We start from the raw sequence: 15,453 nt of genomic DNA, 5'->3' as shown, positions 1-15,453 counted from the left end.
GATTCTAAGAGTCTGTTGGTTGTGGTGGTTGTCACCTGTCCCGCTTTACCCCGGCAAAGGCCAGCCAGCATATTGTCGCGTGCTTCTCCATCGGGATTGTAGAACTTTGTGGAAGGCCGGGAATCGCCCACTGGAGTCAACGGCTTATCGCCGACCCAGGGAAAACGGCCCTGTGGATGACACAAAGGCAAAAACACTCGTCCACGGATTTGTCCCCAGCGGCCCGGCGAAGTCGACAGCGCATCGAATTGTGGACAAACTGCCATCTGATACAGTCGCCGCCGGCCGGTCGCTCTTTCCGTCCAGCCTTATCCACACCGGCCCACAGCCTGGAATGACCCCTGTGAACAAACCGCAGAGCTTCTTTCACCTCCATTTGATTTCCGATGCCACCGGCGAAACGCTGCTTGCCGCCGGCCGCGCCGCGTCGGCGCAATACAAGGACGCGCGCGCCATCGAGCATATCTATCCGCTGATCCGCACCGAAAAGCAGGTGGCGAAGGTGTTCGAGGATATCGAGGAGGAGCCGGGCATCATCCTCTATACCGTCGTCGACCAGAAGCTCGCCCGCGGCATCGACGAGCGCTGCGCCACCATGGGCCTGCCTTGCGTCTCGGTGCTGGAGCCGGTGCTGACCGTGTTCCAATCCTATCTCGGCACCCCGGCCGGCCGCCGCGTCGGAGCCCAGCATGTTCTCGACGCCGACTATTTTCGCCGCATCGATGCGCTCAATTTCACCATGGAGCATGATGACGGCCAGCTGCCGGCCAATATGGATGATGCCGACATCGTGCTGATCGGCATCTCACGCACGTCCAAGACGCCGACCAGCATCTATCTCGCCAATCGCGGCATCAAGACCGCCAACATTCCGATCGTGCTTGGCGTGCCGGTGCCGGAAAGCCTGGTCAATGCCAGGACGCCGCTGATCGTCGGGCTGATCGCTACCGCCGAGCGCATCTCGCAGGTTCGCCAGAACCGCATCCTGTCCAACACCACTTCCTATGAGCCGACCGACTATGTCGACCGCGCCGCGATCAACGAGGAGCTTGCCTATGCCCGCCAGATCTGCACCCGGCATGGCTGGCCGATGATCGATGTTAGCCGCCGCTCAATCGAGGAAACGGCGGCGGCGATCGTTGCCCTGCGGGGGAAGAACAGATAATGAGGCAAAAGAGCCAGAGGGCCGCCAAATCATTCAACGCTGCGAAGATCGAAGGTCACGGCATGGATCCTAGGGTCTCTGCTACGTCGCTTCGCTCCTTGCTCCGCCCTAGGATGACGAAGCGAGGATTGTTTCGGCCAATCTCGAAGGGTTTCGCAATCAGGCTCTGTCTTGCGACGCAAGTGCCAGTCTCAGACATTTGCGATTGGTCAAAGCCCCCATGCCTTCGTCATCCTAGGGCGGAGCAGGAGCGAAGCGACGTCGCGAAGACCCTAGGATCCATGCCGTTACGGTGACCATAGGATGCAACGGTCCTGCGGCAAAACCAACGAGGGGAGCGAAAAATCATGACCGAAACAATCATCCTCGCTTCGGGCAGTCCGTTCCGCAAGGTGATGCTCGTCAATGCCGGCGTCGCCATCGAGGCAGTCCGGGCAGAGGTCGATGAGCGGGCGCTGGAAGCGCCGTTGCAGGACAGCGGCATTTCGCCGGAGGATGTCGCCCTGGTGCTTGCCGAGGCCAAGGCCACCGAGGTCAGCGAACGCAGGCCCGGCGCCCTGGTGCTCGGCTGCGACCAGACGCTGTCGCTGGGCGATGAAATATTCCACAAGCCGGCCGACATGGAGGGCGCGCGGCACCATTTGCTGGCTCTCTCCGGCAAGACCCATCAGTTGAACAGCGCCGCGGTGCTTGCCCGTGACGGCGAGGTACTGTGGCGTCATGTCGGCGTCGCCAGCCTGACCATGCGAAAACTCGATCCGGCCTTCATCGGCCGCCATCTGGCGCGCGTCGGCGCCAAGGCGCTGGCCAGTGTCGGCGCCTATCAGATCGAGGGCGAGGGTATTCAGCTTTTCGAAAAAATCGAGGGCGACTATTTCACCATTATCGGCCTGCCGCTGCTGCCGGTGCTGGCGAAGCTGCGCGAGCTCGGAGCCATCGATGGCTGAGGGTTCGAAAAAAGCCTTCGTCACCGGTCATCCGATCGCGCATTCGAGGTCGCCGAAGATCCACGGCCACTGGCTGGCCAAATACGGCATCGACGGCAGCTACCGGGCGATCGATGTCGCGCCGGCCGACTTCGCCGAATTCGTGCAAACACTCGCGGCAAACGGCTACCGGGGCGGCAACGTCACCATTCCGCACAAGGAAGCGGCCTTTGCGCTTGTCTCGCGTCGCGATGATGCGGCCGATGCGATCGGCGCGGTCAACACGCTGTGGTTCGACGACGGCACCCTGTGGGGCGGCAATACCGACGGCCACGGCTTCGCCGCCAATCTCGACGAGCATGCGCCGGGCTGGGCTTCCAATGGCCCGGCCGTGGTGCTCGGCGCCGGCGGCGCGTCGCGTGCGGTCATCCATGCGCTGATCGAGCGCGGCGTCAGCGACATCCGCATCGTCAACCGGACGCTGGCGAGGGCTGAGGAACTCAGCCATCGCTTCGGCAGCGGCGTGTCCGCGCATGGCGTGGCGGCGACAGGCGAGTTGCTGACCGATGCCGGCCTGCTCATCAACACCACGGCGCTTGGCATGCATGGCAATGAAGGCCTTTCCGCCGACCCGGCGGCATTGCCGGCCCATGCGCTCGTCACCGACATCGTCTATGTGCCGCTGGAGACGCCGCTTCTGGCTGCCGCCCGGGCGCGTGGCCTGAAGACGGTCGACGGGCTCGGCATGCTGCTGCACCAGGCCGTGCCCGGCTTCGAGCGCTGGTTCGGCGTGCGGCCTGAAGTCACCGCCGAGCTCAGGCGGATCATCCTGGCCGATATCGGTGCCAAATGATCGTGCTCGGCCTCACCGGATCGATCGGCATGGGCAAATCGACGACGGCAAAGATGTTTGCCGAGGCAGGCGTGCCGGTGCACGATTCCGACGAGGCGGTGCACCGCCTCTATGCCGGCAAGGCCGCGCCGCTGGTCGAGGCCGCGTTTCCCGGCACCACGGTTTCCGGTGCGGTCGACCGCGCGAAGCTGGCCGGGCACGTGCTCGGCGATGCAGCGGCGCTGAAACGGCTGGAAGCGATCGTCCATCCGCTGGTGCGGGCCGATGCCGATGCCTTCCTGGCCGCGAATCGCGCCGCCGGCGCGCCGCTTGTGGTTCTCGATATCCCGCTGCTGTTCGAGACCGGCGGGCGGGGCCGGGTCGACAAGGTGGTGGTCGTCACCGCGCCGGCCGACATCCAGCGCGCCCGCGTTCTGGCGCGGCCGGGCATGAGCGAGGCCAAGCTGGCGGCGATCCTGGCCAAGCAGGTTCCCGACGCCGAAAAACGCCGGCAGGCCGATTTCATCGTCGATACCAGCCAGGGCTTCGACGCCGCGCGGGCGTCGGTGAATGCGATTATCGCCGAACTGACCGGGGATAAGTCGGGCTCGTGACGCCAGCTTTCCCATTGCCATTTTGTTCTGGTGTATGATTCTGCTCGTTCAGGACGGACTGATTCGATGCGCGAGATCATCTTCGATACGGAAACCACCGGTCTCGATTCCCGCGAGGACCGCGTCATCGAGCTTGGCGGCGTCGAACTGGTCAACCGTTTTCCGACCGGCCGCACCTTCCATCACTATATCAATCCGCAGGGACGCCCGATCCATGCGGAAGCGCAGGCGGTGCACGGCATCAGCGCCGCCGACCTCCAGGGCAAGCCGACCTTCAGCGACATCGCCGAGGAATTCCTCGCCTTCATCGACGGCGCCAAGCTGGTCGCCCACAACGCGACGTTCGATATCGGCTTCCTCAACCTCGAATTCGGCCGGCTCGGCCACCCGGCCATCGATCCGGGCCTTGTCGTCGACACGCTGGCGCTGGCGCGCCGCAGGCATCCGATGGGTCCCAATTCGCTGGACGCGCTGTGCCGGCGCTACGGCATCGACAATGGCCGCCGCACCAAGCACGGCGCGCTGCTCGATTCGGAATTGCTGGCCGAGGTCTATATCGAGCTCATCGGCGGCAAGCAGGCAGCACTTATCCTGGATAGCGTGGCGGTGCAGGTCAACGGCGCGGGCGAAGTCGCCGACATCGACATCTCCATTGCGGCCAGGCCGATCGCCCTGCCGCCGCGCCTGACCGACGCCGAGCGCGCCGCCCATGCCGGGATGGTGGGTTCGCTGGGCGAAAAGGCGCTGTGGTTGAGGGTTGGGGCGGGCTGAGGTAGCGATCCTTCGCGCCCCCCTCTGTCCCGCCAGCATCTCCAACAAAAAAGCCCGGCGCGGAGCCGGGCTTTCAAACGCTACCGGGCAATCAGCCTCAGCTTACCTGGACCTTGCCGGCGGCTTGGTCCTCGGCCAGCTTCTGCTGGAACATCTGCGCGAAATCGATCGGGTCGAGCATCAGCGGCGGGAAGCCGCCATTGCGCGTCGCCTCGGCGATGATCTGCCTGGCGAACGGGAACAGGAGCCGCGGGCATTCGATGAACAGGATCGGCAGCATATGTTCCTGCGGGAAGCCGCTGATGGCGAACACGCCGCCATAGACCAGCTCGACATTGAACAGCACTTCCTGGTCGAAGGACGCCTTGGCGTTCAGCGACAGATTGACGTCGAACTGCTTGTCGGAAAGCGGGTTGGCGTTGACATTGACGTTGATGGCGATGCCGGGGGCCTTGTCGCGGCCGCGCAGCGAATTCGGCGCGCCGGGGCTTTCGAAGGAAAGATCCTTCACATACTGGGCGAGCACGTTGAGCGAGGGCTGCGCCGTGTTGCCATTGCCATTGGCCGCGCCGGTCGGCGCGTCGTCATTGCTGGCCATTAGCCGTTGTCCTTTTGCCTCGGCGGCATTGCCGCCGGATTGAAATCGGGCGTTCGCTACCATGGCCGGCATGACAAGACAAGTTTTGCGGGCGCTATTCGTCCTTGAGGCGGCGCCACGGAGAATTATGATCGGGGCCACGCGTGTAATCGTCGCCGCGCGAATAATCGCCATCGTCCAGATCGATGACCTTGTCGCGGGGCCGGGTCCGGAACCCGCCGGCGCCGAAATCGGTGGCCACCACGACGCGGCCTTTCAGCAGCCGCCAGGCCAGATCGCGAACCATTGGCAGCAGCAGCAGAACGGCGAAAATATCGGTAATGAAGCCGGGGATGATGAGCAGGATGGCGGCCAGCACGATCATGGCGCCATGCGCGAGCTGGCGGCTTGGGTCGCGTCCGGCGTCCATTTCGGCGCGCACGCGCGCCATGACGCCAAACCCCTGGTGCCTGAGCAGCAGCATGCCCGCCACGCTCGAAGCCAGCACCAGTCCGACCGTCGCCAGCGCGCCGACCTGGCGGCCTACAACGACGAAGCCTGCGATCTCCAGCAGAGGGAGCGCAAGCAGGAAGAGGGGAAGCAGCGAAATGCGCAAGTCTTGACCGATCGTTTCCAAGTTTTGCCGGCCGGCGAGCAATCGCCGCTGGCACTGGACCTTTTAGATAGGTATGCCTGCCTTTGATTTGAATGATTGCAGCTTGCGTTCTATATGCTTTGGATGTTGAACGCTATGCGACCGCCGCTCTTGCTTGGCGCGCGGTCCGGCCGGAGCAGGGATTGATTGGCGGAAGATATGGGATTCTTCGACTTCGGCACGATTTTCTTTCTGATCGCGGCGGTGGTGATCTTTTTCCAGCTGCGCAACGTGCTCGGCCGCCGCACCGGCAGCGAGCGCCCGCCTTTCGACCCCTATACGGCAAGCCGCACGGGCGACAAGGACGCCGCCCAGAAGCCCGAGAACGTGGTCTCGCTGCCGCGCAAGCGGGCGCCGGGAGAGCCGGCGGACGACATCTATGCCGCGATCGACGCCTTCGCCAAGCCCGACACCGATCTCAACAAGGGCCTGCGCACGATCAAGGACAATGATCCGGCTTTCGAGCCGAAGACCTTCGTCGACGGCGCCAAGATGGCTTACGAGATGATCGTCATGGCCTATGCCGACGGCGACCGCAAGACGCTGAAGAACCTGTTGTCGCGCGACGTCTATGACGGTTTTGTCGCGGCCATCGGCGAGCGCGAGGCTAAATCGGAAAAGATCCAGTCCTCCTTCGTCGGCATCGACAAGGCCGACATCGTTTCGGCCGAGATGAAGGGCGGCGAAGCGCATATTACGCTGCGCATCGTCAGCGAACTGATTTCCGCGACCCGCGACAAGGCCGGCGCGGTCATCGACGGCGATCCCGAGACCGTCGCCGAGGTCAAGGATGTCTGGACCTTCGCCCGCGACACGCGCTCGCGCGATCCGAACTGGAAGCTCGTCGCCACCGAGGAAGAAGATTGATTCCAATGCATGTCGCCCAAAAGTGCGCAGCGGTTTTTGGGGTTAACGACATGCATCAGGCAAAGAAGCATGTCGCCCAGAAAAGCTTGCCCACGGGCTTGACCCGAGGGTGCGCAGCGGTTTTGGGATGACGACATGCATGAGAGGTCAGCTGCGAGGCCTGTCGTGCCGCTATCTCAGGCTTTCAGCGAAAAAACGTTCGATGAGCTGCCCGGCTGGGCCGAGGACGACCATCTCCAGGCTTTTGCCGCCTTTCGCCGTTCCGCCTTCCATGTCCTGACCAGGCCCTATCGCTCCGGCGCCCTTGGCGTCGATTTCAGCGCCTTCGCCCAGGCCTATGCGGACGCGCGCACCGTTTCGCCGGCAAATCGGTTGCCATTTTCAGATCGGAAGGAGGCGAGGGGCTTCTTCGAACGCCATTTTGTTCCCGCGCATATCCGGGCCGAGGATGGCGGCGCCGGCCTCGTCACCGGCTTCTACGAACCCGTGGTCGAAGCCTCGCCGGTCCGCACCGGGCGATTTGTCGTGCCGCTGCTATCCCGCCCGGCCGATCTCATCGACATCGACGACGCCAACCGGCCTTCCGGCATGGATCCCTATCTCGCCTTCGGCCGCGGCACGCCGGGCGGACCGGTCGAATATTTCGACCGCGGCGAGATCGAACGCGGTGCGCTGAATGGCAAGGCCCTGGAAATCGCCTGGCTCGCCGACAAGGTCGACGCTTTCTTCATTCATGTGCAAGGATCCGCGCGGCTGAAAATGACCGACGGCCGGCTTTGCCGCGTCACCTACACCGCCAAATCCGGCCAGCGCTTTACCGGAGCGGGCAAGATCCTGGCTGCGTCAGGCGAAATCCCGCTGGAAAAGGTGACGATGCAGTCGATCCGCGCCTGGTTCGAGGCGCATCCGGACCGCGTCGACGAGATCCTGTGGCAGAACCGCTCCTATATCTTCTTCCGCGAGGCAACCGTCGACGACCCGGAGCTCGGCCCGATCGCCGCCGCCAAGGTGCCGCTGACGCCGGGCCGTTCGGTCGCGGTCGACCGCCTGCTCCATACATTCGGCACGCCCTTCTACATCGACGCGCCATCGCTGACGGCTTTCGACGCAAAACCGTTCCGGCGGCTGATGATCGCGCAGGACACCGGCTCGGCCATCACCGGACCCGCGCGGGGCGACCTCTTCGCCGGGTCGGGCGATGCCGCCGGCGAGATCGCGGGCGTCGTCCGCAACGCGGCCGACTTTTACGCGCTGATCCCGCGCTCGCTTGTTGGGTCCGTACGATGACCAGGCGCACCGACAGGCTGAGCGAGGACGACCGGGTGCTGTGGAACCTGGTGGCGCGCACGGCCAAGCCGCTGAAGGGCAAGCTTGCCGTCGATATTCCCGACATTGCTACCGAGGCGGGGCCGACACCATCGCAAGCGATCCAGGCCGCCGCCAGTCCGGCAGGTGCCGCAAAGCCGAAAACGCAGCATGTTTCGCATGCGCTCGACGAACCGACGCTGGACAAACTGTCCAAGGGCCGGTTGCCCATCGAAGGCCGCGTCGACCTGCATGGCCTGACCCAGGAGGAAGCCTATTCGCTGCTGTTCTCCTTCCTGCACCGGGCGCATGCCGGCGGCGTCCGCTATGTGCTGGTCATCACCGGCAAGGGGTCGTCCTCGGGCGGCGACGGCGTGTTGCGGCGCGCCGTGCCGGCCTGGCTGTCGACACCCGCTTTCAGGCCGCTCGTCTCCAGCCACGACCACGCGGCGCGCAATCATGGCGGCTCCGGCGCGCTCTATGTCCGCTTGCGGCGGCTGCGCTAAGCAATTCCAGGAAAAGTGTGAAGCGGTTTTCCCGGGAAAAGCTCGTAGTGCTTTCCCTAGGAAATTGCGCAAAAACAAGAGGAGAGGCCCCTTGAGGACGCGACTGTGACCCCGTTCGGCGAGAAGCTGCGGCAATTGCGTGGTGAACGCGGCGTCAGCCAGAAGGCCATGGCCGAGGCGATCGGCGTCAGCGCCGCCTATCTGTCGGCGCTGGAGCATGGCCGCCGCGGCGCGCCGACCTGGACGCTGATCCAGAAGATCATCGGCTATTTCAACATCATCTGGGACGATGCCGAGGAATTGGCCCGGCTGGCCGAGAGCTCGCACCCGCGGGTGAAGCTCGACACGTCGGGCCTGACGCCCGCCGCCACCGAGCTTGCCAACCTCCTGGCCGAGAACATCGAAAAACTGGACGAGGCCGAGCTTCGCCGCATCACCGCATCGATCCGCGCGGCACTGGGCCGACGGCCGTAGGCTGCTCCAAGGGCGCCGGCTCCACTATAAAGCGATGCCCGCCGGCGGGGAGCCGGCGGGCATGTGGCGAGATTACTTTGCGCCGGCCTGGCCGCCGCGGCCGCCATGGTTGCCACCGCCGTTTCCACCGCCCAGGCAGTTCGAGTCGCCGTCACCGCAACAGCGGCCGCTCCACAGCTCGTTGGTCGAGGTCTTGCCACAGCTGGGGATGGTCTGGTCGGCCAAAGCGGATCCGGCCAGCGACGATACCGCGACGGCGGCGAGAAGTGCATTTCGCAAAAGTGCAGTCATCTGAATTCTCCGTGGGTTGTGTTTTCATCTACGGCCATGTGTCGCTGGCCAGGATGATTTGGTTCACGGAGAGTGCGAAATTTCTTGAGGGCGATGGGACAGCCCCTCTGTCCTGCCGGACCACTGCGGCAGCGCAGTCGCATTTGGATTCTTGCGAAGGAGGACCCCCACCCTAACCCTCCCCACAAGGGGGAGGGAACGCTGCCGCGTGCCTTTACTTCCTCCTTGGCGCTGAAAGACAGGCAATTTGCCGAGGTCAGCGCCAACGGGAGTCTCCCTCCCCCTTGTGGGGAGGGGTTAGGGGCGGGGGTACATCGTAGAGCGAAAGCCGCGGCTTTCTACTTGCGATAAGCCCGGCCGCAAGGGGGGTGGGAAGGATCGCTACCAATGCCACCAGATAGCTGAAAGCTACTGAACCGCGCCGACCAGAACCTGCTGGCCACCACGGATCGAGACCCAGCGGCCGGTGTTGTCGATCGCCTGCCGCTTGAGGAAGCGGTAGCCGGTCTGGTCCCAGGACAGAACCTTGGTGGACAGATTGTCGAGGACGTAGTCGCCCTTGGTGGTTCGCACCGTCAGCACCGCGTGGCCCTCGCCGTCGGGCTTGCGCACGACGGTTATCAGCAGGTCGGCGAACGACACGCCGAGGCGGTTTAGCTCGCGGCGCTTTTCCAGGACATAGTCCTCACAGTCGCCGACACCCTTGTCGGGATAGGCCCAGACCTCATCCTTGCCGTAGATGTCGAAGTCGCTCTCCGGCTTGACGGCGGCGTTGATCCTGTCGTTGACGCCGATCAACTTGCGCCAGAGCGAGTTGGTCATCGCGGCGGGATCGAGATCGGCCGGGCGGATCGAACACTCGCCCGGATTGGCCTTGCAGAAGTCGTAATGACCGATCGGTTGCGATGTCGGGCCACCCGTCACCATTGGACTGGCCGCCAGAGCCGCCGTCGCCCAACCTCCCGAAATCGCCAGCCCGGCTACGACGTACCGGCACAGCTTTCGCGCCACCCTTGAGGAAATCATTGTCCCCGCTCGTCCCTTGTTGTTAACGAAACGTTAAGGGCGATTTACACTCCGTGTCAATTATGCAAACGGCGAGAATTTCGACATGGTTACCGGCAGGGCCGAAAAAGCGGCTATTGTGCAACAGCCTACCCCCTTCGGCCTACCACCCCTTCCCTAGCGCTTGGCGGCGCGCACCAGCCTGGGTTTCACCGCAACGCGGGTCTGGCGGCCATAGCTGGTGATGAAGTCGACGATGCGCGGCACGATTTCGGAGCGGAAGCGCGAGCCGTTGAAGACGCCGTAATGGCCGACCGCCGGCTGCATGTAGTGGGCGTGCCTGTCCGCGGGGATATTGACGCACAGATCGTGCGCGGCCTTCGTCTGGCCGAGGCCGGAAATATCGTCATTCTCGCCCTCGACCGTGAACAGGGCGACATTGTGGATATCGGACGGATCGATCGCCACGCCGCGATGCGTCATCTCGCCCTTGGGCAGGGCATGGCGGACGAATACGGTGTCGACGGTCTGCAGGTAGAACTCCGCCGTCAGGTCCATCACCGCCAGATACTCGTCGTAGAAATCGCGGTGCTTCTCGGCATTGTCGCCATCATGCTTCACCAGGTGCATGAAGAAGTCCTTGTGGGCGATGATGTGGCGGTCGAGATTCATGCTCATGAAGCCCGAGAGCTGCAGGAAGCCGGGATAGACCTCGCGGCCGAAGCCCGGCACCGGCCAGGGCGCCTGCAGGATGACGTTGTCGCGGAACCAGTCGATGCCCTTTTCCTCGGCCAGAAGGTTGACGGCGGTCGGATTGCGGCGCGTGTCGATCGGCCCGCCCATCAGCGTCATCGTCGAGGGAACGAACGGGTCGCCGCGCGTCTCCATCAGCGCCACCGCCGCCAGCACCGGCACGGAAGGCTGGCACACCGCCATGACATGGGTGTCGGGCCCCAGCGCATGCAGCATGTCGACGATGTAATCGATATAGTCGTCGAGGTCGAAGCTGCCCTCGCTGAGCGGCACCATGCGGGCATCGACCCAGTCGGTGATATGCACATCGGCATGGGGCAGCATCGCCTCGACCGTGCCGCGCAGAAGCGTCGCGTAGTGGCCGGACATCGGCGCCACGATCAGCAGCTTCGGGTCGGGCTTGCGGCCCGCCGGAACGGCCCGCTCGAAACGGACCAGATTGCAGAAAGGCCGCGACCAGACGGTCTTTTCGCTGACCTCGACATTCTTCCAGTCGACCACCGTCTGCGCCAGGCCGAAGCGCGGCTTGGAGTAGCGGCGCGTGGTGCGTTCGAACAATTCGGCCGCCGCCGCGACCGAACGGCCCCAATGCGTGTGTGAAAACGGATTGAGCGGGTTAGTGTAGAGCAGGCGCACCGCATCGGCATAAAGCCGCGCCGGCTGCAGGGCGGCGTGGTTCAGTTCATAGAGCTGGTAGAACATCGGGAACCCCGCTCGCTGCACCAAGAGGACGACGGGCAGCGCCGAACCCTGAAATGTCTGCGGGAGGTTAGCAACAAATTGCTGCAATGCAATACGTCAGGCGCCGTGATCTATGCACTTCTTTCTGCCAATGCCTTGGGAATCAGCGCTCGACAGCCAGAGCCGGCTCAATGTGCGCCTGCGAAAACAGGGAGTCGTGTCCGGCGGGAATCTGCTTCGCCGCCGGAGTAGAATTTCCAGGCAGGCTCAGACGCGTGCCATGCACACGGACGTATGACCCGAACCGATGAAGCCGAGCCGGCTGGCGGCGCCCTTCGACAGGTCGAGCACACGCCCCTTGATGAAGGGGCCGCGATCGTTGATGCGCACGACGACACTGCGGCCATTGTTGCGGTTGGTCACCTTCAGCCTGGTGCCGAAGGGCAGGCTGCGATGCGCCGCGGTCAGCGCCGAGGGGTTCATGCGCTCGCCGGAAGCGGTTTTGGAATGCAGCGCGTACCAGGAGGCGCGGCCGCACTGGGCGGCGGCCGGCGAGATGGATGCACCGACCATCAGGCCAGCCGCTATCGTCACCGCGACAAGCGCGGTCTTGTTGTTCTTCTTCATTTGGGAAGGCTCCGTTGACAGAACCGCGCCGTTAGGTGGCGAATAAGGCAGGAAATGCGGCAAGCATCCGGCAGTTCCGTGGCAAGAGCACACGTTTGGAGTCGCTGCGAAACAGTCTGTCAGAGATTTCCGTCGTCTGGGCGCGAGTCTAAGCTGATATCCGGACCGATATCGCAGATGTCTTCAGCAAGATCGCACGCCGGAACATAAGTGTAGACGAACGCGTTCGGATCGCTTCCTTAGCAATATCATCGCGGTCATGGCGACGCGATCGGCAGAGCCAGGATTGACTGGGCAAGGAGATTGATAATGACAAAATTGATCAAGAACCTGCTGGCGCTGCTGGTGGTCGCCGCCGGCGTGGTGTGGTCGCTGCAAGGCGCGGGCCTCGTCCAGGGCAGCTTCATGACCGGCCAGTCGCAATGGCTTTATGCCGGTATCGTCACAGCGCTTGTCGGCCTGGTGGGGCTGGTCTGGGCGAATCGTTGACGCCCGTGAACCGGTCGGGAAGTCGGTTGCCTGACCTGCGTGCCGTGACCAACAAGCGGAATTTCATTCCGCATCTCGCCGGTCGATTGGCACGATCTATCTTCTTTCAGACTGCAAACGGCTGGAAAAGACGATAGGCTGACCACCTCGCCAGAGGCGGTCGCTCGCCTGTTACCACGGAGCATCTGATATGAGCGAGCACAAGACCGCCGCACCCGACGCTGGCCTGCAGCGCCTGCGGCCGCCCTATGCCTCGGTCCTCGACCTGATCGGCCAGACGCCGGTCGTCGAGCTGACCAGATTCGACACCGGCAAGTGCCGGCTGTTCATCAAGCTCGAAAGCCAGAATCCCGGCGGCTCGATCAAGGACCGCATCGCGCTGTCGATGATCGCCGCCGCCGAAAAACAGGGCAAGCTCAAACGCGGCGGCACCATCGTCGAGGCGACGGCCGGCAACACCGGCCTTGGGCTGGCCCAGGTCGGCATTCCCAAGGGCTACCGCATCATCCTGGTCGTGCCCGACAAGATGTCGCGTGAGAAGATCCAGCATCTGCGCGCGCTCGGCGCCGAGGTGCGCATGACACGCTCCGATGTCGGCAAGGGCCATGCCGAATATTATCAGGACATGGCCGAAAAGATCGCCGCCGAACTGCCCGGCGCCTTCTACGCCAACCAGTTCGCCAACCCGGCCAACCCGCTGGCGCACGAGACCACCACTGGTCCCGAGATATTTCAACAGCTCGAAGGCGATGTCGACGCGGTCGTCGTCGGCGTCGGCTCCGGCGGCACGCTGACCGGTCTGGGCCGCTACTTCGCCAAGGTGTCGCCGAAGACCGAAATGGTGCTGGCCGATCCGGTCGGCTCGGTGCTGGCGCCGCTGATCAAGACCGGCAAGATGGAAGAGGCCGGCAGCTGGACCGTGGAAGGCATCGGCGAGGATTTCGTCCCGCCCAATGCCGATCTGTCGCTGGTGAAAAAGGCCTACTCCATCACCGACAAGCAGAGCATGCTGGCGGTGCGCGACCTGCTGTCGAAAGAAGGCATCCTCGCCGGCTCGTCGTCCGGCACGCTGCTGTCGGCGGCGCTGCGCTACTGCCGCGAGCAGACGACGCCCAAGCGCGTCGTCACCTTCGTCTGCGACAGCGGCAACAAATATCTGTCGAAGGTGTTCGACGATTTCTGGCTGGCCGAGCAGGGCCTGGCCGAGCAGGAGCAGCATGGCGATCTACGCGACCTGGTGATGCGCTCGCACCGCACCGGCGACACGGTGTTTGTCGGGCCGGAGGAAAGCCTGCTCAACGCCTATGGCCGCATGCGCCGCTCGGATGTTTCGCAACTGCCGGTGCTGGACCAGGGCAAGCTGGTCGGCATCGTCGACGAAAGCGATATCCTCGCCCATGTCGACGGCCCCTATGACAGCCGCTGGGACCGCTTCAAGGCTCCGGTCCGCACCGCCATGACCTCCAATCTGCACACGCTGCAGGCCAGCCAGACGCTGGACGCGCTGCTGCCGGTCTTCGACCGCAACGAGGTCGCCATCATCTTCGACGGCGACGAATTCGTCGGCCTGATAACCCGCATCGACCTGATCAACCATCTGAGGCGCGCCCGATGACCATCAAAGCAACCGTATCGGGCCGGAACCGCCTGGCCTTTTCGACGCGCACCATCCATGGCGGCCAGAGCCACGACCCGCTGACCGGCGCGGTGATGGTGCCGATCTACGCCACCTCGACCTACGGCCAGCAGTCGCCCGGCGTGCACAAGGGTTTCGAATATGCCCGCAGCCAGAACCCGACCCGCTTCGCCTTCGAGCGCGCCGTCGCCGATCTCGAAAGCGGCACCGCCGCCTTCGCTTTCGCCTCGGGCCTGGCGGCGATCGCCACGGTGCTCGAACTGTTCGATTCCGGCGCCCATGTCGTCGCCACTGACGATATTTATGGCGGCTCCTTCCGCCTGATGGAACGGGTGCGCAAGCGCTCCGCCAATTTGCAGGTCAGCTTCGTCGACTTCACCGATCTTGCCGCGGTCGAGGCGGCGATCCGCCCGGAGACGAAACTGCTCTGGGTCGAGACGCCGACCAACCCGCTGCTGCGCATCGTCGACCTCGAAGGCGTGGCGGCACTGGCGAAACGCAAAAACCTTGTCTCGGTCGCCGACAACACCTTCTGCAGCCCCTATCTGCAACGGCCGCTGGAGCTCGGCATCGACATCGTCGTCCACTCGACGACGAAATACCTCAACGGCCATTCCGACATGGTCGGCGGCGTCGCGGTCGTCGGCGACAACAAGGACCTGGCCGACCGCCTGAGATTCCTGCAGAACGCCGTCGGCGCCATCTCCGGCCCGTTCGACAGCTTTCTGGCGCTGCGCGGCATCAAGACGCTGGCGCTCAGGATGGAGCGCCATTCCACGAACGGCCTGAAGATCGCGCAATGGCTGGAGACCCGCAAGGATGTGCGCCGCGTCATCTATCCCGGCCTCGCCAGCCACCCGCAGCACGCCATCGCCGTGCAGCAGATGCACGCCTTCGGCGGCATGATCTCCGTCGACCTCGACCGCGACCTTGCCGGCACAAAACGCTTCCTCGAACGCACGCAATTGTTCACGCTGGCCGAGAGCCTCGGCGGCGTCGAGAGCCTGATCGAGCATCCGGCACTGATGACGCACGGCTCGATCCCGGCCGGGAAGCGGGCGGAGATCGGGATTTCAGATTCGCTCGTGCGCCTGTCGGCGGGGATCGAGGATGGTGACGATCTGATTGCGGATTTGGATCAGGCGCTGAGGGGTTGATTGAGACGACAGCGGGACAGCGCCCCCCTCTGCCCTACCGGGCATCTCCCCCTCAAGGGGGGAGATTGGCAGCCTCGCCGTCTCGCTCCTCTGTCAGCGTTGGAGATTGGCGAAGGCAGAGA

General features: G+C 64.0%; 18 protein-coding genes. 12 read left to right on the top strand and 6 right to left on the bottom strand.

What is annotated here, in order from left to right; all coding sequences use genetic code 11:
* Positions 1-250 precede the first annotated feature (250 nt).
* The 5 genes from AC0L2H_RS17620 (at position 251) to dnaQ (ending at position 4,308) form a co-directional block, all read left to right on the top strand.
* Positions 251-1,165, top strand: a complete 915-nt coding sequence (locus tag AC0L2H_RS17620) for a pyruvate, water dikinase regulatory protein (protein ID WP_473591390.1) — start codon at positions 251-253, stop codon at positions 1,163-1,165.
* Positions 1,166-1,512: 347 nt separating this feature from the next.
* On the top strand, positions 1,513-2,112 hold the full coding sequence (locus AC0L2H_RS17615; protein WP_473591389.1) for a Maf-like protein: 600 nt from the start codon (positions 1,513-1,515) through the stop codon (positions 2,110-2,112).
* Positions 2,105-2,944 (top strand): shikimate dehydrogenase, encoded by an 840-nt coding sequence (locus AC0L2H_RS17610; RefSeq protein WP_473591388.1) that lies wholly within the window; start codon positions 2,105-2,107, stop codon positions 2,942-2,944. The genes AC0L2H_RS17615 and AC0L2H_RS17610 overlap by 8 nt, the downstream gene beginning before the upstream one ends.
* Positions 2,941-3,537 carry a dephospho-CoA kinase gene (coaE, locus tag AC0L2H_RS17605; protein WP_473591387.1) on the top strand — a complete coding sequence of 199 codons (597 nt, stop codon included), beginning with the start codon at positions 2,941-2,943 and terminating at the stop codon, positions 3,535-3,537. The genes AC0L2H_RS17610 and coaE overlap by 4 nt, the downstream gene beginning before the upstream one ends.
* A gap of 66 nt (positions 3,538-3,603) precedes the next feature.
* Positions 3,604-4,308: a DNA polymerase III subunit epsilon gene (gene dnaQ, locus AC0L2H_RS17600; RefSeq protein WP_473591386.1), complete on the top strand. Its 705-nt coding sequence runs from the start codon at positions 3,604-3,606 to the stop codon at positions 4,306-4,308.
* A 97-nt stretch (positions 4,309-4,405) separates the two neighbouring features.
* Here dnaQ and secB read toward each other — a convergent pair whose 3' ends face one another.
* Both secB and AC0L2H_RS17590 read right to left on the bottom strand, forming a co-directional pair.
* Complete coding sequence (gene secB, locus AC0L2H_RS17595; RefSeq protein ID WP_473591385.1) at positions 4,406-4,906, bottom strand: protein-export chaperone SecB; 501 nt, start codon at positions 4,904-4,906, stop codon at positions 4,406-4,408.
* A gap of 94 nt (positions 4,907-5,000) precedes the next feature.
* Complete coding sequence (locus AC0L2H_RS17590; RefSeq protein WP_473591384.1) at positions 5,001-5,501, bottom strand: FxsA family protein; 501 nt, start codon at positions 5,499-5,501, stop codon at positions 5,001-5,003.
* Positions 5,502-5,699: 198 nt separating this feature from the next.
* Between AC0L2H_RS17590 and AC0L2H_RS17585 the strand changes: the two genes are divergently transcribed.
* The 4 genes from AC0L2H_RS17585 (at position 5,700) to AC0L2H_RS17570 (ending at position 8,692) form a co-directional block, all read left to right on the top strand.
* Entirely contained in the window at positions 5,700-6,407 is a 708-nt protein-coding gene (locus tag AC0L2H_RS17585; RefSeq protein WP_473591383.1) for a Tim44/TimA family putative adaptor protein, read from the top strand.
* A 135-nt stretch (positions 6,408-6,542) separates the two neighbouring features.
* Positions 6,543-7,694 carry a murein transglycosylase A gene (gene mltA / locus AC0L2H_RS17580; RefSeq protein WP_473591382.1) on the top strand — a complete coding sequence of 384 codons (1,152 nt, stop codon included), beginning with the start codon at positions 6,543-6,545 and terminating at the stop codon, positions 7,692-7,694.
* Positions 7,691-8,218 carry a Smr/MutS family protein gene (locus AC0L2H_RS17575; RefSeq protein WP_473591381.1) on the top strand — a complete coding sequence of 176 codons (528 nt, stop codon included), beginning with the start codon at positions 7,691-7,693 and terminating at the stop codon, positions 8,216-8,218. The genes mltA and AC0L2H_RS17575 overlap by 4 nt, the downstream gene beginning before the upstream one ends.
* Before the next feature lie 105 nt (positions 8,219-8,323).
* Positions 8,324-8,692 (top strand): helix-turn-helix domain-containing protein, encoded by a 369-nt coding sequence (locus AC0L2H_RS17570; protein ID WP_107651873.1) that lies wholly within the window; start codon positions 8,324-8,326, stop codon positions 8,690-8,692.
* Between the two features lie 72 nt (positions 8,693-8,764).
* Here the strand turns inward: AC0L2H_RS17570 and AC0L2H_RS17565 are convergent, their stop codons facing one another.
* The 4 genes from AC0L2H_RS17565 to AC0L2H_RS17550 all read right to left on the bottom strand — a co-directional run bounded on the left by AC0L2H_RS17565 (position 8,765) and on the right by AC0L2H_RS17550 (position 12,049).
* A complete protein-coding gene (locus tag AC0L2H_RS17565) occupies positions 8,765-8,983 on the bottom strand; it encodes a hypothetical protein (protein WP_473591380.1) in 219 nt (72 codons plus the stop codon).
* A gap of 408 nt (positions 8,984-9,391) precedes the next feature.
* Complete coding sequence (locus AC0L2H_RS17560; protein ID WP_473591379.1) at positions 9,392-10,009, bottom strand: transglutaminase-like cysteine peptidase; 618 nt, start codon at positions 10,007-10,009, stop codon at positions 9,392-9,394.
* A 156-nt stretch (positions 10,010-10,165) separates the two neighbouring features.
* Complete coding sequence (locus AC0L2H_RS17555) at positions 10,166-11,443, bottom strand: polyhydroxyalkanoate depolymerase (RefSeq protein WP_473591378.1); 1,278 nt, start codon at positions 11,441-11,443, stop codon at positions 10,166-10,168.
* Positions 11,444-11,689: 246 nt separating this feature from the next.
* A complete protein-coding gene (locus AC0L2H_RS17550; RefSeq protein WP_473591377.1) occupies positions 11,690-12,049 on the bottom strand; it encodes a septal ring lytic transglycosylase RlpA family protein in 360 nt (119 codons plus the stop codon).
* A 309-nt stretch (positions 12,050-12,358) separates the two neighbouring features.
* On the opposite strand from AC0L2H_RS17550, the gene AC0L2H_RS17545 reads away from it, so the two are divergent.
* From AC0L2H_RS17545 to AC0L2H_RS17535, 3 genes are all read left to right on the top strand, one after another.
* Positions 12,359-12,538: a hypothetical protein gene (locus AC0L2H_RS17545; protein ID WP_473591376.1), complete on the top strand. Its 180-nt coding sequence runs from the start codon at positions 12,359-12,361 to the stop codon at positions 12,536-12,538.
* A 190-nt stretch (positions 12,539-12,728) separates the two neighbouring features.
* Positions 12,729-14,153: a pyridoxal-phosphate dependent enzyme gene (locus AC0L2H_RS17540; RefSeq protein WP_473591375.1), complete on the top strand. Its 1,425-nt coding sequence runs from the start codon at positions 12,729-12,731 to the stop codon at positions 14,151-14,153.
* Positions 14,150-15,331: a trans-sulfuration enzyme family protein gene (locus AC0L2H_RS17535; RefSeq protein ID WP_473591374.1), complete on the top strand. Its 1,182-nt coding sequence runs from the start codon at positions 14,150-14,152 to the stop codon at positions 15,329-15,331. The genes AC0L2H_RS17540 and AC0L2H_RS17535 overlap by 4 nt, the downstream gene beginning before the upstream one ends.
* The last annotated feature ends 122 nt before the right edge of the window (positions 15,332-15,453 follow it).

The organism is Mesorhizobium sp. WSM4871, assembly GCF_055811295.1.
This window is presented reverse-complemented; position numbering and strand designations above follow the sequence as displayed.

Coding starts and splice junctions, on each gene's coding strand:
- AC0L2H_RS17615 (WP_473591389.1), top strand. CDS start 1,513: ATGACCGAAACAATCATCCTCGCTTCGGGCAGTCCGTTCCGCAAGGTG.
- AC0L2H_RS17610 (WP_473591388.1), top strand. CDS start 2,105: ATGGCTGAGGGTTCGAAAAAAGCCTTCGTCACCGGTCATCCGATCGCG.
- coaE (WP_473591387.1), top strand. CDS start 2,941: ATGATCGTGCTCGGCCTCACCGGATCGATCGGCATGGGCAAATCGACG.
- dnaQ (WP_473591386.1), top strand. CDS start 3,604: ATGCGCGAGATCATCTTCGATACGGAAACCACCGGTCTCGATTCCCGC.
- secB (WP_473591385.1), bottom strand. CDS start 4,906: ATGGCCAGCAATGACGACGCGCCGACCGGCGCGGCCAATGGCAATGGC.
- AC0L2H_RS17585 (WP_473591383.1), top strand. CDS start 5,700: ATGGGATTCTTCGACTTCGGCACGATTTTCTTTCTGATCGCGGCGGTG.
- mltA (WP_473591382.1), top strand. CDS start 6,543: ATGCATGAGAGGTCAGCTGCGAGGCCTGTCGTGCCGCTATCTCAGGCT.
- AC0L2H_RS17575 (WP_473591381.1), top strand. CDS start 7,691: ATGACCAGGCGCACCGACAGGCTGAGCGAGGACGACCGGGTGCTGTGG.
- AC0L2H_RS17565 (WP_473591380.1), bottom strand. CDS start 8,983: ATGACTGCACTTTTGCGAAATGCACTTCTCGCCGCCGTCGCGGTATCG.
- AC0L2H_RS17560 (WP_473591379.1), bottom strand. CDS start 10,009: ATGATTTCCTCAAGGGTGGCGCGAAAGCTGTGCCGGTACGTCGTAGCC.
- AC0L2H_RS17555 (WP_473591378.1), bottom strand. CDS start 11,443: ATGTTCTACCAGCTCTATGAACTGAACCACGCCGCCCTGCAGCCGGCG.
- AC0L2H_RS17550 (WP_473591377.1), bottom strand. CDS start 12,049: ATGAAGAAGAACAACAAGACCGCGCTTGTCGCGGTGACGATAGCGGCT.
- AC0L2H_RS17545 (WP_473591376.1), top strand. CDS start 12,359: ATGACAAAATTGATCAAGAACCTGCTGGCGCTGCTGGTGGTCGCCGCC.
- AC0L2H_RS17540 (WP_473591375.1), top strand. CDS start 12,729: ATGAGCGAGCACAAGACCGCCGCACCCGACGCTGGCCTGCAGCGCCTG.
- AC0L2H_RS17535 (WP_473591374.1), top strand. CDS start 14,150: ATGACCATCAAAGCAACCGTATCGGGCCGGAACCGCCTGGCCTTTTCG.